The sequence below is a fragment of the Pseudomonas weihenstephanensis genome (assembly GCF_001043055.1).
In the GTDB taxonomy this organism is placed as follows: domain Bacteria; phylum Pseudomonadota; class Gammaproteobacteria; order Pseudomonadales; family Pseudomonadaceae; genus Aquipseudomonas; species Aquipseudomonas weihenstephanensis.
In genome coordinates, this window is record NZ_JYLF01000002.1 from 92391 (window position 1) to 114527 (window position 22137).

At 59.1% G+C, this 22137-nt stretch carries 20 protein-coding genes; 12 read left to right on the forward strand and 8 right to left on the reverse strand.

Annotated elements, in window-relative coordinates; translation table 11 throughout:
• Positions 1–2 precede the first annotated feature (2 nt).
• Positions 3–1028: a ferrochelatase gene (gene hemH, locus TU86_RS04590; protein WP_048363126.1), complete on the forward strand. Its 1026-nt coding sequence runs from the start codon at positions 3–5 to the stop codon at positions 1026–1028.
• Between the two features lie 51 nt (positions 1029–1079).
• Here hemH and TU86_RS04595 read toward each other — a convergent pair whose 3' ends face one another.
• Together TU86_RS04595 and upp are read right to left on the reverse strand one after the other, a co-directional pair.
• Positions 1080–2354, reverse strand: coding sequence for a uracil-xanthine permease family protein (locus tag TU86_RS04595; protein ID WP_048363127.1), 1275 nt, complete (start codon positions 2352–2354; stop codon positions 1080–1082).
• Between the two features lies 1 nt (position 2355).
• A complete protein-coding gene (gene upp, locus TU86_RS04600; protein ID WP_048363128.1) occupies positions 2356–2994 on the reverse strand; it encodes a uracil phosphoribosyltransferase in 639 nt (212 codons plus the stop codon).
• A gap of 163 nt (positions 2995–3157) precedes the next feature.
• Between upp and TU86_RS04605 the strand changes: the two genes are divergently transcribed.
• From TU86_RS04605 to TU86_RS04615, 3 genes are all read left to right on the forward strand, one after another.
• Positions 3158–3715 (forward strand): hypoxanthine-guanine phosphoribosyltransferase, encoded by a 558-nt coding sequence (locus TU86_RS04605; protein ID WP_048363129.1) that lies wholly within the window; start codon positions 3158–3160, stop codon positions 3713–3715.
• Between the two features lie 17 nt (positions 3716–3732).
• Entirely contained in the window at positions 3733–4206 is a 474-nt protein-coding gene (locus TU86_RS04610; protein WP_048363130.1) for a WbuC family cupin fold metalloprotein, read from the forward strand.
• Between the two features lie 161 nt (positions 4207–4367).
• A complete protein-coding gene (locus TU86_RS04615; RefSeq protein WP_048363131.1) occupies positions 4368–5309 on the forward strand; it encodes an AEC family transporter in 942 nt (313 codons plus the stop codon).
• 59 nt (positions 5310–5368) lie between these two features.
• Here the strand turns inward: TU86_RS04615 and TU86_RS04620 are convergent, their stop codons facing one another.
• From TU86_RS04620 to gatC, 5 genes are all read right to left on the reverse strand, one after another.
• The gene (locus tag TU86_RS04620; RefSeq protein ID WP_048363678.1) at positions 5369–6409 is read right to left on the reverse strand and encodes a calcium/sodium antiporter; all 1041 of its coding nucleotides are present in this window, start codon (positions 6407–6409) and stop codon (positions 5369–5371) included.
• A gap of 50 nt (positions 6410–6459) precedes the next feature.
• On the reverse strand, positions 6460–6831 hold the full coding sequence (locus TU86_RS04625) for a septal ring lytic transglycosylase RlpA family protein (RefSeq protein WP_048363132.1): 372 nt from the start codon (positions 6829–6831) through the stop codon (positions 6460–6462).
• A gap of 70 nt (positions 6832–6901) precedes the next feature.
• Positions 6902–8347: an Asp-tRNA(Asn)/Glu-tRNA(Gln) amidotransferase subunit GatB gene (gene gatB, locus TU86_RS04630; RefSeq protein ID WP_048363133.1), complete on the reverse strand. Its 1446-nt coding sequence runs from the start codon at positions 8345–8347 to the stop codon at positions 6902–6904.
• A gap of 10 nt (positions 8348–8357) precedes the next feature.
• Positions 8358–9809 carry an Asp-tRNA(Asn)/Glu-tRNA(Gln) amidotransferase subunit GatA gene (gene gatA / locus TU86_RS04635; RefSeq protein WP_048363134.1) on the reverse strand — a complete coding sequence of 484 codons (1452 nt, stop codon included), beginning with the start codon at positions 9807–9809 and terminating at the stop codon, positions 8358–8360.
• A 14-nt stretch (positions 9810–9823) separates the two neighbouring features.
• Positions 9824–10111 carry an Asp-tRNA(Asn)/Glu-tRNA(Gln) amidotransferase subunit GatC gene (gatC, locus tag TU86_RS04640; protein ID WP_048363135.1) on the reverse strand — a complete coding sequence of 96 codons (288 nt, stop codon included), beginning with the start codon at positions 10109–10111 and terminating at the stop codon, positions 9824–9826.
• 210 nt (positions 10112–10321) lie between these two features.
• On the opposite strand from gatC, the gene mreB reads away from it, so the two are divergent.
• The 8 genes from mreB to tldD all read left to right on the forward strand — a co-directional run bounded on the left by mreB (position 10322) and on the right by tldD (position 21512).
• Positions 10322–11359: a rod shape-determining protein MreB gene (gene mreB, locus TU86_RS04645; protein ID WP_002555108.1), complete on the forward strand. Its 1038-nt coding sequence runs from the start codon at positions 10322–10324 to the stop codon at positions 11357–11359.
• A gap of 143 nt (positions 11360–11502) precedes the next feature.
• The gene (mreC, locus tag TU86_RS04650; RefSeq protein WP_082152862.1) at positions 11503–12588 is read left to right on the forward strand and encodes a rod shape-determining protein MreC; all 1086 of its coding nucleotides are present in this window, start codon (positions 11503–11505) and stop codon (positions 12586–12588) included.
• On the forward strand, positions 12588–13076 hold the full coding sequence (gene mreD / locus TU86_RS04655) for a rod shape-determining protein MreD (RefSeq protein ID WP_048363137.1): 489 nt from the start codon (positions 12588–12590) through the stop codon (positions 13074–13076). The genes mreC and mreD overlap by 1 nt, the downstream gene beginning before the upstream one ends.
• Positions 13077–13128: 52 nt before the next feature.
• The gene (locus TU86_RS04660) at positions 13129–13734 is read left to right on the forward strand and encodes a Maf family protein (RefSeq protein ID WP_048363138.1); all 606 of its coding nucleotides are present in this window, start codon (positions 13129–13131) and stop codon (positions 13732–13734) included.
• 56 nt (positions 13735–13790) lie between these two features.
• Positions 13791–15248 (forward strand): ribonuclease G, encoded by a 1458-nt coding sequence (rng, locus tag TU86_RS04665; protein ID WP_048363139.1) that lies wholly within the window; start codon positions 13791–13793, stop codon positions 15246–15248.
• A 76-nt stretch (positions 15249–15324) separates the two neighbouring features.
• On the forward strand, positions 15325–19137 hold the full coding sequence (locus TU86_RS04670) for a YhdP family protein (protein WP_048363140.1): 3813 nt from the start codon (positions 15325–15327) through the stop codon (positions 19135–19137).
• A 24-nt stretch (positions 19138–19161) separates the two neighbouring features.
• Positions 19162–20010, forward strand: coding sequence for a carbon-nitrogen hydrolase family protein (locus TU86_RS04675; RefSeq protein ID WP_048363141.1), 849 nt, complete (start codon positions 19162–19164; stop codon positions 20008–20010).
• Positions 20011–20069: 59 nt separating this feature from the next.
• Positions 20070–21512, forward strand: coding sequence for a metalloprotease TldD (gene tldD, locus TU86_RS04680; RefSeq protein WP_048363142.1), 1443 nt, complete (start codon positions 20070–20072; stop codon positions 21510–21512).
• Positions 21513–21556: 44 nt separating this feature from the next.
• Here tldD and yjgA read toward each other — a convergent pair whose 3' ends face one another.
• Positions 21557–22078 (reverse strand): ribosome biogenesis factor YjgA, encoded by a 522-nt coding sequence (yjgA, locus tag TU86_RS04685; RefSeq protein ID WP_048363143.1) that lies wholly within the window; start codon positions 22076–22078, stop codon positions 21557–21559.
• Positions 22079–22137 lie beyond the last annotated feature (59 nt).

Consider the following 22137-nt stretch of genomic DNA (forward strand, 5'->3'; position numbering starts at 1 on the left):
GCATGACCGACCACGCGCTGTTGCTGGTTAACCTAGGTTCGCCGGCGTCTACCTCGGTAGCGGATGTACGCAGTTACCTGAACCAATTTTTGATGGACCCCTACGTCATCGACTTGCCGTGGCCTGTCAGACGTTTGCTGGTGTCGCTGATCCTGATCAAGCGCCCTGAGCAGTCGGCACATGCCTACGCGTCTATCTGGTGGGATGAAGGCTCGCCTTTGGTGGTGCTCAGCCGTCGCTTGCAGCAGGCCATGACCCAGGAGTGGACGCAGGGGCCGGTGGAGCTGGCCATGCGCTATGGCGAGCCGTCGATTGAAACTGTGCTGACCCGGTTGGCCGCTCAAGGCATTAAAAAGGTCACCTTGGCGCCGCTTTATCCACAGTTTGCCGACAGCACCGTGACCACGGTGATTGAGGAAGCCAGACGCGTGGTCACGGTCAAAAAACTCCCGATTCAGTTCTCGATTGTGCAGCCGTTTTACGACCAGCCCGAGTACCTGGATGCCTTGGTGGCCAGTGCCAAGCCGCACCTGGAGCAGGATTACGATCACCTGTTGCTGAGTTTTCACGGCTTGCCCGAACGCCATTTGCACAAGCTCGACCCTACCGGCAATCACTGTTTTAAACGTGAAGACTGCTGCCAAAACGCCTCACCTGCCGTATTGGCCACCTGCTATCGCGCGCAGTGTTTGCGCACAGCTGAAGCGTTTGCCCAGCGCATGGGCTTGCCAGACGGTAAATGGTCGGTAGCGTTCCAGTCGCGCTTGGGACGAGCGAAATGGATCGAACCCTACACTGAGGCTCGGCTGGATGCGTTGGCCAAAGAGGGCGTGAAGAAGATATTGGTCATGTGCCCGGCGTTTGTGGCCGATTGCATCGAAACGCTGGAAGAAATTGGCGATCGCGGTCGTGAGCAATTTATTGAGGCGGGAGGCGAAGAATTGGTGCTGGTGCCGTGTCTCAATGACAGCCCGCAGTGGGCGGCGGCATTGAATACGTTGTGTGAAAGAGCGCCGCTGGCGCTGTAAACCCTTCACCCTCTCCCAATGGGAGAGGGTGGGGGTGAGGGGCAAGCCGGTTTAGAGAATCGGATCGTCACCTTTCTTCTTTTTCCAGGCGTCATTGCCCGGCAGGATCAGGTTCAACGCTATCGCCACAATGGCGCACAGCGCGATGCCTTTAAGACCGAAGTCTTCAGGCCCCATCCCCGTACCGATCAATACGCCGCCGATCCCGAATACCAGCGTCACCGAGACGATCACCAGGTTGCGCGCTTCGCTCAGGTCTACCTGATGGCGAATCAGGGTGTTCATCCCCACGGCGGCAATCGAACCGAACAGCAGGCAGAGAATCCCGCCCATGACAGGCACTGGGATGCTTTGCAGCAGTGCGCCGAACTTACCGACAAAGGCCAGGCTGATCGCGAAGATCGCTGCCCAGGTCATGATTTTCGGGTTGTAGTTCTTGGTCAGCATCACGGCGCCCGTCACTTCGGCGTAGGTGGTATTGGGTGGGCCGCCCAGCAGGCCTGCGGCGGTGGTGGCAATGCCGTCACCGAACAGCGTGCGATGCAGCCCCGGCTTTTTCAGGTAGTCACGCCCAGTCACGCTGCCTACAGCGATAACGCCGCCGATATGTTCAATGGCCGGGGCCAGGGCCACGGGGACGATAAACAGAATCGCCTGCCAGTTGAACTCCGGTGCTGTGAAGTGCGGCAGGGCAAACCAGGGGGCCGCAGCGATCTTGGCGGTGTCGACGACGCCAAAGTAGAACGCCAACGCAAAACCTACCAAGACGCCGGCAATGATCGGCACCAGACGGAAAATCCCTTTACCGAAGACCGCCACGATCAGTGTGGTCAGCAACGCTGGCATCGAGATCAGCATGGCGGTTTGGTAGTGGATCAGTTCGGTGCCGTCTTCTGCCCGGCCCATTGCCATATGTGCGGCAATCGGGGCCATTGCCAGACCGATCGAAATAATCACCGGGCCAATCACCACCGGTGGCAGCAGGCGATCAATGAAACCGGTGCCCTTAATTTTTACGGCGAAGCCAAGGAAGGTGTACACGAAACCGGCTGCCATTACGCCGCCCATGGTCGCGGCGAGGCCGAACTGGCCCTTGGCGAGAATGATGGGGGTAATGAAGGCGAAGCTCGAAGCCAGAAAGACCGGCACCTGGCGCCGGGTAACGATCTGGAACAGCAGAGTCCCGAGACCCGCCGTGAACAGCGCGACGTTAGGGTCCAGGCCTGTAATCAAAGGCATCAACACCAACGCGCCAAAGGCCACGAAGAGCATCTGCGCGCCAGAAATAATCTGGCGCCAGAGCGGGTCATTGAACTCGTCCTGCATGTTAGGCGTCCTTTTGCTTGGTGCCGAAGATCTTGTCGCCGGCATCGCCCAAGCCCGGAATGATGTAGCCGTGTTCGTCCAGACGGTTATCGATCGACGCGGTGTAGATGGTCACGTCCGGGTGAGCGGCTTGAACGGCGGCAATGCCTTCTGGGGCAGCAACCAGCACCATGGCGCGAATTTCTTTGCAGCCGGCTTTCTTCAGCAGGTCAATGGTGGCAACCATCGAGGAGCCTGTGGCCAGCATGGGGTCGATGATCATCGCCAGACGTTCGTCGATTTCCGGTACGAGTTTTTCCAGGTAGGTGTGCGCCTGCAAGGTTTCTTCGTTACGCGCCACGCCGACAGCGCTGACTTTGGCACCCGGGATCAGGCTCAGTACGCCTTCAAGCATGCCGATACCGGCGCGCAGGATAGGCACAACGGTAATTTTCTTACCGGCAATTTTTTCAACTTGAACAGGCCCGCTCCAGCCTTCAATCTCGTAGGTTTCGAGGGTCAGGTCGCTGGTGGCTTCATAGGTCAGCAACGCGCCGACTTCCTGAGCAAGCTCGCGGAAGTTCTTCGTGCTAATGTCGGCGCGGCGCATCAGGCCAAGTTTGTGACGAATCAGTGGATGTCGGATCTCACGGATGGGCATAGGGAAAACTCCGGGGGCAGGCAAAAAAACCGGCCTAGATTAATCTAATCCGGGGTGATGTCCTACAGACATTAGTGCACGTTAGTCCATAAACGCTTGATCTGAGCCATGCGGATGCGTACCTTTGCCCGCTTTTCTTGAGCAACCCCCCCTGGAGAGCGTCATGTCTGCTGATCTCGAGCATATCCGTCAAATCATGCGAGAGGCTGACTGCCTGTACACCGAAGCTGAAGTCGAGGCGGCCATTGCCCGCGTTGGCGCGCAAATCACGGCCGACATGGCCGAGATGAATCCAGTGGTTTTTTGTGTGATGAACGGCGGGCTGATTTTTGCCGGTAAGCTGCTCACCCATCTGAAATTCCCGCTTGAGTCGTCTTACTTGCACGCCACGCGTTATCGCAACCAAACCAGCGGTGGCGATCTGTTCTGGAAGGCCAAGCCTGAAGTGTCGTTCATGGACCGTCATGTATTGATCATCGACGACATTCTGGATGAAGGCCACACCCTGAGCGCTATCGTTGATTTCTGTCACCATGCGGGCGCGCGTCAAGTGCACACTGCCGTGCTGATTGATAAAGACCATGACCGCAAAGCCAGTCCCGGCCTGAAAGCCAACTATGAGGGCCTGCCGTGCGTTGACCGTTATGTCTTCGGTTATGGCATGGACTACAAAGGTTACTGGCGTAACGCCGCCGGCATTTATGCCGTTAAAGGTATGTAAACAAGGACGTTGAAACCATGATTACCCCAAGCTTTCTCGATCAAACGTTGTTTAACGAACTGGCTGAGAAAGCGGCCGGTAACCCCCGTGGTCGTCAGCACCACAACCTGCATCAGATGGAGGAGCCGTGCCATCGCATGGTGGTGGGGCTGCAACCGGACACCTACGTGCCGCCGCACCGGCACTTGAGCAGTGACAAGGCTGAAACCTTGTTGGTGCTCAAGGGTAAGTTGGGCGTGCTGATATTTGATCAGGACGGTCAGTTGCTCGACAAACGGGTGCTGGTGGCGGGAGGCGAATGCCTTGGGGTCGACCTGCCGCCGGGGGTGTTTCATGGTTTGGTGGTGCTTGAAGCCGACAGTTTGATGTTCGAATGCAAAGCAGGGCCGTATCGGCCTGTGGGTGAGGGCGAACTGGCCCATTGGGCACCGCGTGAAGGTGATCCCGGCGTGGCCGAGTACCACCGCTGGATGTGTGCACAGTTTGATTGATCATTGCCTGTCGTTGCTGTCGCAAGCGGCGAGCCCCTTGAACCGGGCGCCACAAATCGCGGCCGTCGGCAGCGACGACAGCGCGTGTTCAGTGGCTAGGCAGTGGTTCAGTGGCTGACATAAGATTAGCCGCCTAACGATTGCAATCGGAATTGCTTGGCATGCTGGCTATTTTCCTTCAGACGCTCACCATCACCGCTCCAGTATTTGCCATGTTGTTTCTGGGCGTCGTGCTTAAGCGCGTTGGCTGGATCAACGACAGTTTTATCCACACTGCGTCGGCTCTGGTGTTTAACGTCACCATGCCGGCGTTGTTGTTTCTGGGTATTTTGCATGCGGATTTGAACACCGCATTACAGCCTAAAGTCCTGGGGTACTTTACCGCGGCCACCTTGCTCAGCTTTTCACTGGCGTGGACATGGTCGATCTGGCGCTGCCCGCGTGAAGACCGTGGCATCTATACCCAAGGCGCGTTTCGCGGTAACAACGCGGTCATTGGCCTGGCACTGGCTGCCAGCATGTACGGCGACTACGGCATCTCTTTGGGGGCTGTGCTCGCGGCGCTGGTCATCCTGCTTTACAACACGTTGTCGACCATCGTACTGGCGGTGTACAGCCCGGTGATCAAGTCCGATCCGTGGAGCATCTGCAAAAGTGTGTTCAAAAACCCGTTGATTATCAGCGTGCTGGCCGCGGTGCCGTTTGCAGCGTTCAAGATTGCGCTGCCCAATTGGCTGCAAGCCAGCGGCGAATACCTGGCGGCGATGACGTTGCCACTGGCGTTGATTTGCATCGGCGGCACCTTGTCATTGGCCGCCTTACGCAAAAGTGGCGATCTGGCCCTCAGTGCGAGTCTGGTCAAAATGATCAGCTTGCCAATCATCACCACGTTGGGCGCATGGTTGTGCGGCTTTCGTGGGCCGGAACTGGGTACGCTGTTTCTGTACTTCGCCAGCCCGACCGCCGCGGCCAGTTTTGTGATGGCCCGCGCCGCCAATGGCAATCACGAACTGGCCGCCGCGATTATCGTGATCACCACCCTGATGGCCGCCATCACCACCAATATCGGGATCTTTGTGTTGCAGTGGGGTGGCTGGATTTAAGCCTGTGGCGTGCAAAACCCTGCGCACGTTACGGTATGCAGTGCGCCTCGCACGGCCCCTCAGTGTTGTCGACGCCAGGCGCGCAGGGTGCTGAGCAGCAGAAACACCAACAGTGCCGGCAAGAGGTAAAACAGCATCAGGTGTTCGAGCTTGCCGGCCAGTGGCATGCCGGTGGTAAACGACACTACGTGCAGGCCATACGCCAGATACAACCCCAGAAACAGCAGCCCCTCAACCCGTGTCACGCGGTAGCCGGTGTAGAACACGGGCAGGCACAGTACGGCAACCCCCAGCATCACCGGCAGGTCGAACGCCAGGGCATTGGGCGAGACGGACAGCGGCGCGGGTGCCAGCAAAGCGGTGAAACCCAGCACGCCGAGCAGGTTGAAGACGTTGCTGCCGATCACGTTGCCCACTGCAATCTCACGTTGACCGCGAAAAGCGGCGATCAGCGAGGTGGCCAGCTCGGGCAGTGAGGTGCTCACCGCAATGATGGTCAGACCGATGATGCGTTCCGACAGCCCCAGCTGGGTCGCGACGTCGACGGCGGCAGTCAGCAAAAGATGACCGGCCAGGCCGAGCAGGAGCAAGGCGCAGAACATCATCAGTACATTGCGTGGCCACGTGTGTTGCGGCTGGTCGTGGCTGGCGTGATGGTGGCTGCTGTGGCGTGACTGGCGCAGCAGCATGCCCAGATAGACCGCCAGGGCACAGAGCAACACAACGCCGTCCAGTCGGTCGAGATCCTTGCTCAAGGCCAGCCCGTAGACCAGTGCGCTGGCGAGGATCATCAGCGGAATATCGAGGCGCACCAACTGGCGGGATACGCGCAGCGGGATGATCAGGGCAGACAACCCGAGGGTGACCAGAACGTTAAAGATGTTGCTACCGATCACGCTGCCGACGGCAATGTCTGAAGTGTCATTGAAGGCCGCTTGCAGGCTGACGGTCATTTGCGGCGCGCTGCTGCCGAGTGCGACCACGGTCAAGCCGATCAGCAAGGGGCGAACTTTCATTTTTGCAGCCATGCTCACCGCGCAGCGCACCAACAGCTCGGCACCTGCGATTAGCAGCCCGAGGCCGCACAGCAATTGCAGCAGGTTCCATGTCGATAACGCGTTCAAGCCCAAGATTGCAGCCGCTCCCTGATTTAGTCGCTCAAGCCCTGAATGCGGACTTTTGCGGTGCCGCTGCGCAGCATACCCAACTGTTGGGCCGCTTGGCGCGAAAGATCGATCAGGCGCCCACGGGTGTGCGGGCCGCGATCATTGATGCGCACCACAACGCTCTGGTTGTTACTTAGATTGGTGACCAAAACCCGGCTGCCGAAGGCCAGTTGGCGATGGGCGGCGCTGAGGGCGTGCTGGTCGAAGGGTTCGCCACTGGCGGTACGTTTACCGTGGTGACGAGCGCCGTAATAAGAGGCGACGCCGATTTTGTCATAGCCGCGTGGGTCTATGTCGTGGCTGGCGCAGCCGGCGAGCAAGCTGAGCAAGGCGCAAGCGCCGAGTAGCCGCTTCATGGGGGATCCTTATAGAACTCAGAAAAACGCCCCGTAGCCGCAGGCAGCGGCTACGGGGTTCGCCTGAAACCTAGCCTTCGAGCTTGCTTTTGAGCAGTTCGTTGACCTGTTGCGGGTTGGCTTTACCTTTGGACGCTTTCATTGCCTGCCCGACAAAGAAGCCGAACATTTTGCCGCGCTTGGCTTCGTCAGCCGCACGGTACTGCTCAACTTGCTCGGCGTTGGCGGCCAGCACTTCATCCAGCACTTTTTCAATCGCGCCGCTGTCAGTTACCTGCTTGAGGCCGCGTTTTTCGATGACCTCGTCAGCGCTGCCTTCGCCATTGGCCATGGCTTCAAGCACCACTTTGGCAATTTTGCCGGAAATGGTGTTGTCCTTGATGCGCTGCAACATGCCGCCCAGTTGCTCGGCGGTGACGGGTGACTGGTCGATGTCCAGGCCCTGCTTGTTGAGCAGGCTGCCCAGCTCAACCATGACCCAGTTGGCCGCCAGCTTGGCGTCGCCGCTGATGCTGACCACTTTTTCAAAGTAGTCCGCTTGCTCGCGGCTCGAAGCCAGCACGCTGGCGTCGTAGGCGGACAGGCCGAACTGTGACTGGAAACGCTCGCGCTTTTGCGGTGGCAGTTCGGGCAGGGTCGCGCGCACGTCTTCGATGAACGTGTCTTCGATGACGACGGGCAGCAGGTCCGGGTCGGGGAAGTAACGGTAGTCGTTGGCTTCCTCTTTGCTGCGCATGGCGCGGGTTTCGTCTTTGTTCGGGTCGTACAGACGGGTCTGTTGAATGACCTTGCCGCCGTCTTCGATCAGTTCGATCTGGCGCTGAACTTCGCTGTTGATCGCTTTTTCGATGAAGCGGAACGAGTTGACGTTCTTGATCTCGCAGCGGGTGCCGAATTCAGCCTCACCAAATCTGCGAATCGACACGTTGCAGTCGCAACGCAGCGAACCTTCGGCCATGTTGCCGTCGCAAATGCCCAGGTAGCGCACGAGGGCGTGCATGGCTTTTACGTAGGCCACGGCTTCTTTGGCGCTGCGCATGTCCGGCTCGGAGACGATTTCCAGCAACGGCGTGCCCGCACGGTTCAGGTCGATGCCGGTGGCGCCGCTGAAATCTTCGTGCAGGCTTTTGCCTGCGTCTTCTTCCAAATGTGCGCGGGTAATGCCGACGCGTTTGACCGTGCCGTCTTCAAGGGTGATGTCCAGGTGGCCCTTGCCGACAATCGGCAACTCCATCTGGCTGATCTGATAACCCTTGGGCAGGTCCGGGTAGAAGTAGTTTTTGCGCGCAAAGACGTTGTGCTGAACGATCTCGGCATCAACGGCCAGGCCGAACATCACGGCCATGCGCACGGCTTCTTCGTTGAGCACCGGCAACACGCCCGGCATGCCCAGGTCAACCAGGCTGGCCTGAGTGTTCGGCTCCGAGCCAAAGGTGGTGGCGCTACCGGAGAAAATTTTCGATTGGGTGGCGAGCTGGGAGTGAATTTCCAGCCCGATCACAACTTCCCATTGCATATGTTTCTCCTCAGAAGCCGGCAGGTGAGCGCGTGTGCCAGTCAGTGTTGAGCTGATACTGGTGAGCAACGTTGAGCAGGCGACCTTCCTGGAAGTACGGAGCCAGCAGTTGCACGCCTACAGGCAGGCCATCGACAAAACCGGCTGGCATCGACAGGCCCGGCAGGCCCGCGAGGTTGGCGGTGATGGTGTACACGTCTTCCAGATAGGCAGAAACCGGGTCGCTGTTTTTAGCGCCGATTTTCCAGGCCGGGTTAGGCGTGGTTGGGCCGAGGATGATGTCGACTTCATTGAACGCCGTCATGAAGTCGTTTTTGATCAGGCGACGGATTTTTTGCGCCTGCAGGTAATACGCATCGTAGTAACCCGCTGACAGTGCGTAGGCACCGACCAGAATCCGGCGTTGTACTTCCGGGCCAAAACCTTCGGCGCGCGAGCGCTTGTACAGGTCGGTGAGGTCTTTGGGGTCTTCGCAGCGATGACCGAAGCGCACACCGTCAAAACGCGACAGGTTGGAGGAAGCTTCTGCCGGCGCGATCACGTAGTACGCAGGAATCGCGTGCTGCATGTTGGGCAGGCTGATGGGCTTTATCACGGCACCGAGTTTTTCAAGTTCTTTGATGCTGGTGTGGATCAACTCGGCGATGCGTGGATCGAGGCCTTCGCTGAAGAACTCTTTTGGCACGCCGATGCGCAGGCCTTGCAGCGAACCATTGAGGTTGGCGCTGTAGTCCGGCACGGGTTCGTCGATGCTGGTGGAGTCTTGCGGGTCGAAACCGGCCATGCCTTGCAGCAGGATGGCGCAGTCTTCGGCGGTGCGCGCAAGCGGGCCACCCTGATCGAGGCTGGACGCGTAAGCAATCATGCCCCAGCGCGACACACGACCGTAGGTCGGTTTCAGGCCCGTGAGGTTGGTCAGTGCGGCGGGCTGGCGAATCGAGCCGCCGGTGTCGGTGCCAGTGGCAGCCGGTAACAGACGAGCGGCAACGGCTGCGGCCGAGCCACCCGACGAACCGCCGGGGACGTGATCAAGGTTCCACGGGTTTTTGACCGGGCCGTAGTAGCTCGACTCGTTGGCCGAGCCCATCGCGAACTCGTCCATGTTGGTCTTGCCCAGGCTCACCGCGCCCGCAGCGGCCAGTTTCGACACCACGGTGGCATCGTACGGGGCCTTGAAGTTGTCGAGCATCCTGGAGCCGCAGCTGGTGCGTACACCCAAGGTGCAGAACAAGTCCTTGTGACCAATTGGCGCACCCAGCAGGGCGCCGGTTTCACCGTTGGCGCGACGTGCGTCGGCGGCCTTGGCCTGCTCTACAGCGAGGTCTTCGGTGAGGGTGATGAAGCTGTTGAGCTGAGGATCGAGCTGGGCGATACGCGCCAGCAGGGTTTTGGTCAGCTCTTCAGACGAAAACTTTTTATCGGCGAGTCCGCGGGCGATCTCGGCCAGAGTCAATTGATGCATGCAGGCTCTTCCTTTTACTCGATGACCTTGGGAACCAGATAGAGGCCGTTCTCGACCGCTGGCGCGATGGCCTGGTAAGCCTCGCGATGATTGGTTTCAGTCACGACGTCTGCACGCAGGCGCTGGCTGGCTTCCAGTGGGTGGGCCAGCGGCTCGATACCGGTGGTGTCGACAGCCTGCATCTGGTCAATCAGCCCCAGAATGCTATTAAGGGCTTCGGTGGTGCGTGGCAGATCGGCATCATTCAAACCCAGGCGGGCCAAATGAGCGATTTTTTCCACGTCGGAGCGTTCAAGCGCCATGGGATTCTCCAGTGGAAAACAAGACGGATGCTATCCGTGTGTTAGATTGTCGGAACACTACCGCATTTCTACGGTCATATGGCCGCGATTGTGGGGGCTGGTGCTCGGAAAAGCGGCCAATTTAACATATTGGCGCCTTGCCCAAAATCCCTGTCGTTGTTAGAGTTTGCCGCACTTTTTTACCCACGCGTTGCCTAGGGTCCCTTTCCCATGTTCAAGAAACTGCGTGGCATGTTTTCCAGCGATCTTTCCATCGACCTGGGCACTGCCAACACCCTTATTTACGTGCGCGAGCGCGGTATTGTCCTGAATGAGCCATCGGTTGTGGCTATTCGGACACACGGTAACCAGAAAAGTGTCGTTGCCGTCGGCACCGAGGCCAAGCGCATGCTGGGCCGTACACCGGGCAACATTGCAGCCATTCGTCCGATGAAAGACGGCGTTATTGCCGATTTCAGCGTGTGCGAAAAAATGCTGCAGTACTTTATCAACAAGGTTCACGAAAACAGCTTTCTGCAACCCAGCCCTCGGGTACTGATTTGCGTACCGTGCAAATCGACTCAGGTTGAGCGTCGCGCCATTCGTGAGTCGGCACTGGGTGCCGGCGCCCGTGAAGTCTTCCTGATTGAAGAGCCAATGGCCGCCGCCATCGGTGCCGGCTTGCCGGTAGAGGAAGCGCGCGGTTCGATGGTCGTCGATATCGGTGGTGGTACCACTGAAATCGCGCTGATCTCCCTGAACGGCGTGGTTTACGCCGAGTCCGTACGGGTTGGCGGCGACCGCTTCGACGAAGCGATCATTACCTACGTGCGCCGTAACTACGGCAGCCTGATCGGTGAATCGACGGCTGAGCGCATCAAGCAGGAAATCGGCACAGCCTATCCGGGCGGAGAAGTGCGTGAGGTTGACGTACGCGGCCGTAACCTGGCTGAGGGCGTACCTCGTGCTTTCACCCTGAACTCCAATGAAGTGCTGGAGGCGCTGCAAGAGTCGCTGGCCACCATCGTTCAGGCCGTGAAGAGCGCGCTGGAGCAGTCCCCGCCAGAGCTGGCTTCAGACATCGCCGAGCGCGGTCTGGTGCTGACCGGTGGTGGCGCCTTGCTGCGTGACCTCGACAAGTTGCTGGCGCAGGAAACCGGTCTGCCGGTAATTGTTGCCGAAGACCCGTTGACCTGTGTTGCGCGTGGCGGTGGTCGTGCGCTGGAAATGATGGATAAACACACGATGGACCTGCTCTCCAGCGAATAAGATCGGTGGTCGCAGTTCGATGGTTATCACCAGAAGGTAGCACTTTGCAGTGCTGCCTTTTGGCGTTTATCTTTTGTCAATCTTCATCCAGGCCGCTTGAAGCCGTATGAATACATTGAACACTTGCCCCGGAGGAGCGGCTTATTAAACCGCTCTTTTCCAAAGGCCCCTCTTTGGGCGTACGCCTATTGGTGTTGGTCGTGCTATCGGTCGCACTGATGGTGGTCGATGCCCGTTTCACGTTGCTCAAGCCGGTGCGCAGTCAAATGTCACTGGTGCTGATGCAGACCTACTGGATTACCGACTTGCCGCAGCGCCTGTTTCAGGGTGTCGCGAGTCAGTTTGGCAGCCGTACGGAACTGGTCGCGGAAAACGAGAAACTAAAAACCGAAAACCTTCTGCTGCAAGGCCGCATGCAAAAACTGGCCGCCTTGACCGAGCAGAACGTTCGCCTGCGCGAGTTGTTGAACTCCTCGGCACTGGTCAACGAAAAGGTTGAAGTGGCCGAGTTGATTGGCATGGACCCTAACCCCTTTACCCATCGCATCATCATCAACAAGGGTGAGCGCGACGGGGTGGTGCTCGGTCAGCCAGTGCTCGATGCGCGTGGGCTGATGGGGCAAGTGGTCGAGTTGATGCCCTACACCTCGCGAGTACTGTTGCTGACAGACACCACCCACAGCATTCCCGTGCAGGTCAACCGCAATGGCTTACGTGCAATTGCCAGCGGCACGGGCAACCCCGAGCGTCTGGAGTTGCGCCATGTGGCAGACACCGCCGACATCAAAGAAGGCGATCTGCTGGTCAGTTCGGGTCTGGGCCAGCGATTCCCGGCCGGTTACCCGGTGGCAACCGTCAAGGAAGTGATTCACGACTCCGGTCAGCCGTTTGCCATCGTGCGTGCGGTGCCGACGGCGGCGTTGAACCGCAGCCGCTATCTGTTGTTGGTGTTCAGTGACAGCCGCAGCCCTGAAGAGCGGGCCAATGACGCGGCTCAAGCGCAAGAAGCCGAGAAAAACGGCGAGCCGCTACCCATCATTCCCGCCACCGTCCCCAAACCGGTTGCTGTGCCTGCTGTTGCCCCAACCGCGACACCAGTGCCTACGGCCACCCAGCCGGCGGCGCCAACGCCCGCGAGCGGCGCGGTTAAAAAACCGGCTCCAGTTGTAACCCCTGCCGCCGCCACGCCGCCAGCCGCTGCGCCGGCCACCACTCGGGAGAGGCAATAATGGCGGGTATCCGTTCGCACAATGGCTGGATGATCTGGCTGACGTTTGCCATTGGCCTGCTGCTCAGCGTTTCGCCGATGCCGCAGTTCATGGAAGTCTTTCGCCCGCTGTGGCTGGCCTTGCTACTGGCTTTTTGGGCGCTGTACATGCCGCACAAGGTGGGCATGGTCACCGCATGGTGTCTGGGCCTGACCGAAGACGTGCTGTACGGCACGTTGCTGGGGCAGAACGCGTTGATTCTGACCCTCATCACATTCTTGGTGCTGTCCCTGCAACAGCGGTTGCGCATGTTCCCGATGTGGCAGCAAAGCCTGGTGTTGCTGGTGATCTTCGGCCTGGCGCAGTTGGCGCAGTTGTGGCTCAGTGCCTTGACCGGCAACCGCCAGCCCACGCTGGCGCTGGTGCTGCCAGCCTTGGTCAGCGCGTTGCTGTGGCCCTGGGTCAGTTATGGACTACGTGGATTGACCCGACGCTTCAAAATTAATTGACCGGATCGCGAGCCATTTCCTGGTTTGTGCACATTGACAGGGAGATGTCGTGATGACTTCGCTTTATCTGGCTTCAGGCTCACCCCGCCGACGCGAGTTACTGACTCAAATCGGCGTGCCTTTCAGCACCGTCAGTGCTGGCATTGATGAAACCCCTCTTGCCCATGAATCCCCAGCGGCCTATGTCGAGCGCCTTGCGTGTGAAAAAGCACGCGCCGGGCGTGAGCATTTGCGCACATCTGTCCCTGACGCCGCCTTTTGCGTGCTGGGCGCCGATACCGCCGTGGTGCTGGACGGGAAAATTCTGGGTAAACCCGTCGACGAGGCCGATGCCTTGGCTATGCTCATGGCGTTATCGGGTCGTGAGCATGAGGTGTTGACCGCCGTTGCCGTGTTGGACGCTGAGCGGTGTGAGACGCGCGTTGTACGCAGCACGGTTCATTTCAGACACATCAGCACACAAGAAGCTGCGCGGTACTGGGCCAGTGGTGAACCTCAGGACAAAGCCGGTGGCTACGCTATTCAAGGCTTGGCTGCGGTGTTTGTGTCCGGGCTGCATGGCAGTTATTCGGCTGTCGTCGGCTTGCCTGTGTGCGAAACCGCAGAAGTGCTGGCGCATTTCGGCATACCCTGTTGGCAAAACCTTACCGTGCGTTAAATACCGCACCTACGAGACGTGGCACTAATGTGATGACGCCTGAACGAGACCCAGCCATGAGTGAAGAGATCCTGATCAACATCACGCCGATGGAATCGCGCGTGGCGGTGGTAGAGAACGGTGTTTTGCAAGAGGTGCATGTCGAGCGCACCCAGCGCCGAGGCATCGTTGGCAACATCTATAAAGGCAAGATCGTTCGCGTATTACCCGGCATGCAGGCCGCCTTTGTTGATATCGGCCTGGACCGCGCAGCCTTTATCCACGCCTCCGAAATCTCCCTGCGTGAAGGCCAGGCCGTTGAAAGCATCAGCGCCTTGGTCCATGAGGGTCAGAGCCTGGTGGTGCAAGTCACCAAAGACCCGATTGCCTCCAAGGGCGCGCGCCTGACCACGCAGTTGTCGATCCCTTCGCGTTATTTGGTGTACATGCCGCGCACCGCGCATGTCGGTATTTCCCTGAAGATCGAAGACGAAGCCGAGCGTGAGCGCCTCAAGCAGGTGGTCAGCGACTGCGTGGCTCAGGAAGGCATCAAGGAAGCCGGTGGTTTTATCCTGCGTACGGCGGCCGAAGGTGCCGGGGCGGATGAAATCCTGATGGACATTCGTTATCTGCGTCGCCTGTGGGACCAGATCGGCGCACAAATCAAAACCGTGGGTGCGCCGACCGTTATCTATGAAGACCTGGGCCTGGCCTTGCGCACACTGCGCGATCTGGTCAGCCCCAAGATCGAAAAAATCCGCATCGACTCACGCGAAACCTTCCAGAAAACCACGCAGTTTGTGGCCGAACTGATGCCGGAAATCGCGGATCGTCTGGAGCATTACCCCGGCGAGCGGCCGATTTTTGACTTGTATGGCGTAGAAGGTGAAATCCAGAAAGCCCTCGATCGCAAGGTGCCGCTCAAGTCCGGCGGTTATCTGGTGGTGGACCCGGCCGAGGCCATGACCACCATTGACGTCAACACCGGCGCGTTCGTAGGGCATCGCAATCTTGAAGAGACCATCTTCAAGACCAACCTCGAAGCGGCCACCGCCATCGCGCGCCAGCTGCGCCTGCGTAATCTGGGCGGCATCATCATCATCGACTTCATCGACATGGAAGACGAAGAGCATCAGCGCCAAGTGCTGCGCACCCTCGAAAAACAGCTCGAACGCGACCACGCCAAAACCAACATCATCGGGATTACCGAGTTGGGACTGGTGCAAATGACCCGCAAGCGCACCCGCGAAAGTCTTGAGCAAGTGCTGTGCGAGCCGTGCGTGTGCTGTCAGGGGCGTGGCAAGTTGAAGACCCCAGAGACCATCTGTTACGAAATCTTCCGCGAAATCTTGCGTGAGGCGCGTGCGTATCAAGCCGAAGGGTATCGCGTGTTAGCCAGTCAGCGCGTGGTAGACCGCTTGCTTGATGAAGAGTCGGGCAATGTGGCAGAGCTGGAAGGCTTTATCGGGCGTACGATTCGTTTTCAAGTAGAAACCATGTACTCCCAGGAACAATACGACGTGGTGCTGCTCTGAAGCATCACGCACTTTACGGATATACCAAAGGGGCTGAATCCAGCCCCTTCGATCATTACTGAAGGGGCCACCTGACATGGAGCGTCTGACACGCTTTTTTGCCGCGCTGACCCGCTGGGGATTAAGTCTTTGTGCGTTGCTGCTGGTGCTGACGGCGTTGTACGTCAGCCTGGGACGCGAACTCACGCCACTGATTGCTGAATATCGCGCCGAAGTGCAGAGCAAGGCGCGTGAAGCCTTGGGCATGCCGCTGAGCATTGGCCGTCTTGAAGGCCGCTGGAGCGGCATGGCGCCGGTGCTGCTGGCGCATGATGTGATGGTGGGTGAAGGCAACAGCGCCTTGCGCCTGGACGAAGTACAAGTGGTGCCCGATATATGGGGCAGCGTGCTGGCCCGTGAAGTGCGCATCGGCCACGTGCAGCTCGATGGCTTGCAACTGAGTGCGCGTCAGGACAAAGACGGTCACTGGACCCTCGAAGGTTTGCCGGTCCAGGATGACAAGCCGTTGGACCCCGAGCAGTTACTGAATCAGTTGCAACGGGTCGAGCGTTTGTCGGTGCTCGACAGCCAGCTCACACTTGAGCCGTATAAAGCCGCACCGATGACCCTGACCTATGTTGGCCTGAGCCTTGATGTCGGCGCGTCTGATCAGCGCCTTGATGCGCGCTTGACGTTGCCTGATGGTCAGCCGGTTGCGTTGAGTGTCAAAAGCCAGATTCAAGCCAGCCGCTGGCGCGATGGCGCAGCGCAAGCCTATGTCAGCCTGCCGCAAAGCGACTGGGCCAAGTGGTTACCCTCCAACCTCACCCAAGGCTGGAACATTACCGAGTTAAAGGCTGGCGGTGAACTTTGGTTCAACTGGGGCAACGGCACCGTACAAAGCGCGACGGCGCGTCTCAATGCACCGAAGTTTCGCGGCGCTTATGCACAGCGCAAACCGAGCACCCTGGAAAATGTCGCCCTGCATGCCTGGCTTGAACGGGGTGATCAAGGCGTGAACGTGGTGCTGGACTCGCTGGCGATGAGTATTGGCGACCTGCGCTGGGAGACGCGGGCGCAGGTGCAGCAATTCAAGGCCACCGATACCGACCCGCAACGTTGGCATTTTCAGGCCGACCACCTGAACCTGACACCGATTACGCCCCTGCTGGACTCGCTCGCACCCTGGTCCGACAGTGTGGCCAGCGTCATCGACCAGCTCAACGTCACGGGTACGCTGCGCAATGTGCTGGCCGACTTTCGCCCGCAAGCCACAGACGATCAAAAGCTCAGCTTCGCCGCCAACCTGCAACAGGTCGGTTTTAACGCCACCCACGGCGCGCCTGCTGCGCGCAATGTCAGCGGTTTGATCAGTGGTGATCTGGGTAAAGGCGAACTGCGTCTGGACAGCAAGGACTTCATGCTGCATCTGGATCCGATTTTCGCCAAGCCGTGGCAGTACCAGCAGGCCAATGCCTTGCTGACGTGGACGCTGAGCAAAGACACCTTCACCCTGATCGCGCCTTATATCAAGGTGTTGGGCGAGGAGGGCAAGATCGCTGCCGATTTCCTGATCCGTATCCACATGGACCACGCCCAGGAAGACTACATGGACTTGCGGGTCGGTCTGACCGATGGCGATGGCCGCTTTACCCCCAAATATCTGCCAGAAGTCTTGAGTCCGGCGCTGACCGAATGGCTCAGTACCGCGATTATCAAGGGCGATGTTGAAGAAGGATTCTTCCAGTACCAAGGCTCGCTGAGCCATGACGCTGTCGCGGCGGCTCGCAATATCAGCCTGTTCTTCAAGGTGCGTGGCGCAGAGTTGGACTTTCAGCCGGGCTGGCCCCATGTGCGCAATGTGTCTGGCGATGTGTTTATCGAAGACAGCGGTGTGCGAATCATGGCCAGCAAGGGGCAGTTACTCGACACCCAGGTGCGCGACGTTGCGGTGAGCATCCCCCATGTGCCGAGCGGTAAAGTCAGCCATCTGTTATTGCAGGGCAACTTTGCGGGCGGTCTGGGTGATGGGTTGAAGATCCTTCAAGACGCGCCGATTGGCACGGCTGAAACCTTCGCCGGCTGGCAGGGTGAAGGCTCCCTCAATGGTCGGGTAGACCTCGATATCCCGCTGGAGCACAGCGTAGAACCTAAAATCGTGGTGGATTTCAAAACCGAAAAAGCACGCTTGAAAATCAGCGAGCCCGAGTTCGAGCTGACACAGCTCAAAGGCGACTTCCGCTTTGACAGTGCAAAAGGATTAAGCGGCAAAAGCATCACGGCCCGCGCGTTTGACCGGCCGATCAACGCGCAGATTTTTGCCGATGGCAGGCCCGGCAGGATCAGCACCCGGGTGGTGGCTAAGGGTCAGGTCGGGGTCAAGAAACTCACGGACTGGCTGAAATTCAATCAGCCGATCCCGGTCTCAGGCGATTTGCCTTACCAGCTGCAATTGACGCTGGACGGCGCCGACAGTCAGTTACGTGTCAACTCCAGCCTTAAAGGTGCGGTGATTGATCTGCCGGCACCGTTTGGGCTGGCGGCCAATGAAAGCCGCGACAGCGTGTTTCGCATGACCTTGCAGGGCGCCGAGAAGCGCTACTGGTTTGATTACGCCAACCTGGCGAGCCTGACCTTAGCCGCCCCGGACGGCAAGCTTGAGGCCGGGCGCGGTGAATTGTTCCTCGGCGCAGGCGCGGCCACGTTACCCACCACCAAGGGCCTGCGTGTGCGCGGCGTGTTGTCTGAGCTGGATGTTGCACCTTGGCAGGCATTGGTCGAGCGTTACGCGGGCAAGGATGCAGGGGGCAGCGCGCAGCAACTGCTCAGCAGCGCCGATTTCAAGATTGGCAAATTGACGGCGATGGGCACGCAACTCGATCAGGTCCGCTTGCAGATGAATCGTTACCCCGCGTCCTGGGGGCTGAAAATCGACAGCAAACAAGCGGTTGGCTCGGCCACGTTGCCGGACGCGAAAAACGCCCCAATCACCATCACGATGCAAATCGTGCGCTTGCCCGCTGCTGATCCCAAGGCTGCGGCGGACGACAACGCGCCTGATCCGTTGGCGTCGGTTGACCCGCGCAACATTCCTGCGCTGGACATCATCATTCGCCAGCTCTATCAGGGGCCGGACCTGATTGGCGCCTGGTCGCTCAACATACGCCCCACCAGCCGTGGCATTTTGCTCAACAACCTCAACTTGGGGCTCAAAGGCTTGCTGCTAGAGGGGTCGGGCGGCTGGGAAGGTTTTGCCGGCGCCAGCAACAGTTGGTACAAGGGCCGTCTGGGCGGCCGTAATCTGGCGGACGTATTGAAGAACTGGGGCTTTGCGCCCAGTGTGACCAGCGATAATTTCCGCCTGGACGTAGAGGGTAAGTGGCCAGGTTCACCGGCGTGGATTGGCCTCAAACGCTTCAGTGGCACACTGGATGCGTCATTGAACAAAGGCCAGTTTGTCGAAGTTGATGGCAGTGCCCAGGTCCTGCGTATTTTTGGCCTGCTGAACTTCAACTCCATTGGCCGGCGTTTGCGTCTGGACTTCTCCGACCTGTTCGGCAAAGGCTTGAGTTATGACCGGGTCAAAGGCTTGTTGCAGGCTAATCGCGGGGTGTACAGCGCAAATAAACCCATCACCATGACCGGCCCGTCGAGCAACCTTGAGTTGAGTGGCACCTTGAACATGGTCACCGATCAGGTCGACGCCAGGCTGCTGGTCACTTTGCCCGTGACCAATAACTTGCCGATAGCGGCATTGCTGGTCGGTGCTCCAGCAGTGGGCGGGGCGCTGTTCTTGATCAACAAGCTGATTGGTGATCAGGTGTCGCGTTTTGCCAGCGTGCAATACAGCATCAAAGGGCCGTGGCAAGACCCGAAAATCACGTTCGACAAGCCATTCGAAAAGAAATAATGGCGGGCTATTGAGGAACACGTCATGTCGCTAGCAGTCATTCAAATGGTCAGCCAGAGCGATGTGCTGGCCAATTTGGCACAGGCGCGTGGTTTGCTTGAAAAAGCGGCCGAGGGTGGGGCGCGACTGGCCGTACTTCCGGAAAACTTCGCCGCGATGGGCCGCCGTGATGTCGCCGCCTTGGGCCGTGCCGAGGCATTGGGCGAAGGTCCAATCCTGCCATGGTTGAAACAGGTCACCCGCGACCTCACGTTATGGGTAGTTGCAGGCACGTTGCCATTGCCCCCTGCGGGTCAACCGGATGCCAAGGCCAACGCCTGTTCCCTGTTGATCAATGCCGACGGCGAGCAGGTGGCGCGTTACGACAAGCTGCACTTGTTTGACGTTGACGTGTCTGACAATCGTGGGCGCTACCGTGAATCCGATGACTATGCTCAAGGTGAGCGCGTGGTGGTGGCGGACACGCCGGTGGGTAAATTGGGTTTGAGCGTGTGTTATGACCTGCGCTTTGCGGAGTTGTACAGCGAGTTACGCGCTGCGGGCGCAGAGTTGATCAGCGCACCGTCAGCGTTTACTGCCGTCACGGGGGCGGCGCACTGGGAGATTCTGATCCGTGCCCGGGCCATTGAAACCCAATGTTACGTGTTGGCGGCCGCTCAGGGTGGTGTGCATCCGGGGCCGCGTGAGACCTTCGGCCACGCCGCCATCATCGACCCCTGGGGGCGAGTGCTGGCTGAGCAGGCACAGGGCGAAGGGGTGCTGATCGCCGAACGCGACAGTGTTGAACAAGCGGCCATCAGGGCACGCATGCCGGTGACTGACCACCGGCGATTTTTTTCGCAGGGCGCCCAGCGACCTGCCACGCAAGGCTAATTCAGGCCCGTGCGTTCAGCCCTCACAGCGGCTGAAGCAGGGGTCAAGACGGAGTAACTATGAGCGAGTTGTTGACCTCAGTCAGCGAACATCTGTTGGCACCGGGTGGTGTCACCATTGAAAGCCTGCAAAGCGTATTGGGCGACCTGGCCGGGCCGGGCATCGATGCCGCCGACCTGTACTTTCAGGGCCAGATTTCTGAATCCTGGGCCCTTGAAGACGGCATCGTCAAAGAAGGCAGTTTTAACCTGGACCAAGGCGTAGGGGTGCGGGCTCAGTCGGGTGAGAAAACCGGTTTTGCCTACAGCAACGCCATCACCCTTGAGGCGTTGGGGTTGGCCGCCCGTGCTGCCCGCTCGATCTCGCGCGCCGGTCAAAACGGCACCGTGCAAGCCTTCACCACGCAAGACGTGGCGCAACTGTACGCGCCAGACAACCCGCTGGAAGTCATCAGCCGCGCCGAAAAGGTCGAGCTGCTCAAGCGTGTTGATGCCGCCACCCGTGCGCTAGATCCGCGTATCCAGCAAGTGACGGTGAGCATGGCCGGGGTGTGGGAGCGCATTCTGGTGGCGTCCACTGATGGTGGGTTGGCCGCTGACGTGCGGCCTCTGGTGCGCTTCAATGTCAGCGTGATCGTTGAGCAAAATGGCCGCCGCGAGCGGGGCGGGCATGGCGGCGGCGGGCGTACCGACTACCGTTATTTTCTGAGTGACGACCGTGCGATGGGCTATGCCCGTGAGGCGTTGCGTCAGGCATTGGTCAACCTTGAAGCGGTGCCGGCGCCAGCCGGTACCCTGCCCGTGGTCTTGGGCTCGGGTTGGTCTGGCGTGTTGCTGCACGAAGCTGTGGGCCACGGTCTGGAAGGTGATTTCAACCGCAAGGGCAGTTCGGCCTACAGTGGCCGCATGGGTGAAAGGGTCGCCTCCAAGCTGTGCACCATCGTCGATGATGGCACCCTGGCCGGTCGTCGTGGTTCGCTGAGCGTGGACGATGAGGGCACTCCGACCGAGTGCACCACCCTGATCGAAAACGGCGTGCTCAAAGGCTATATGCAAGACAAGCTCAATGCCCGCCTGATGGGTGTGGCGCGCACCGGTAACGGTCGTCGTGAGTCATACGCTCATCTGCCGATGCCACGCATGACCAACACCTACATGTTGGGTGGCGAAAGCGACCCGGCTGAGATCATTGCCTCGGTGAAGAAGGGCATTTACTGCGCCAACCTTGGTGGCGGGCAGGTCGACATCACCAGTGGCAAGTTCGTGTTTTCCACCAGCGAAGCGTATTTGATCGAAGACGGCAAAATCACCCGTCCGGTCAAAGGTGCAACCCTGATTGGCAACGGCCCGGAAGCGATGAGCAAAGTGTCGATGGTGGGTAATGACCTGTCGCTGGACAGCGGCGTAGGTACATGTGGCAAGGATGGTCAGTCGGTGCCGGTTGGCGTGGGGCAGCCCACCTTGAAGATTGACGCGATTACAGTAGGCGGTACAGGCGGTTGAGGGGGATTGGCCGGGTTGCAGGGCAACCCGGCCATGTACGAGGTTTAACGCAAGCCGCGTTGAGTCTCGTCCAACCCACGAATGTACTTGAACAATTTGCGGCTCGAAGCCGGTGCCTTGTTGTGAGCCAGTTCGTGTTTGGCCTGGCGCACGATCGAACGCATTTGCTGGCGATCGGCTTCAGGGAACTCGGTAACAAACTTTTCCAGTACGTCGTCATCGCCTTCGATCAGGCGATCACGCCAGCGCTCGAGGCCGTGGAAACGTTCGTTGTACTGACGGGAAGAGGCGTCAACCTGTTCCAGCAAGGCCATGATTTCGTCAATCGGTTGATCGCGCATCAGCTTGCCGATGAACATCATGTGCCGCTTGCGCGCAATATTGGCCGTGTGTTTTGGAGCATCTGCCAGGGCCCGGCGCAGGGCGTCGGTCAAAGGCATTTTGTTCAGCAAGTCAGGCTTGAGCGTTGTGAGGCGCTCGCCCAGATCAACCAGAGCATGAAGCTCGCGTTTGACCTGCGATTTGCTTTTTTCGCCGTCGAAGGCGTCGTCGTAAGAATCAACCATGGTGGCAGTCCGCAAAGAAACGCCGCCATGATAACCAGTCGGGGGCCGCTTGTCCGGCC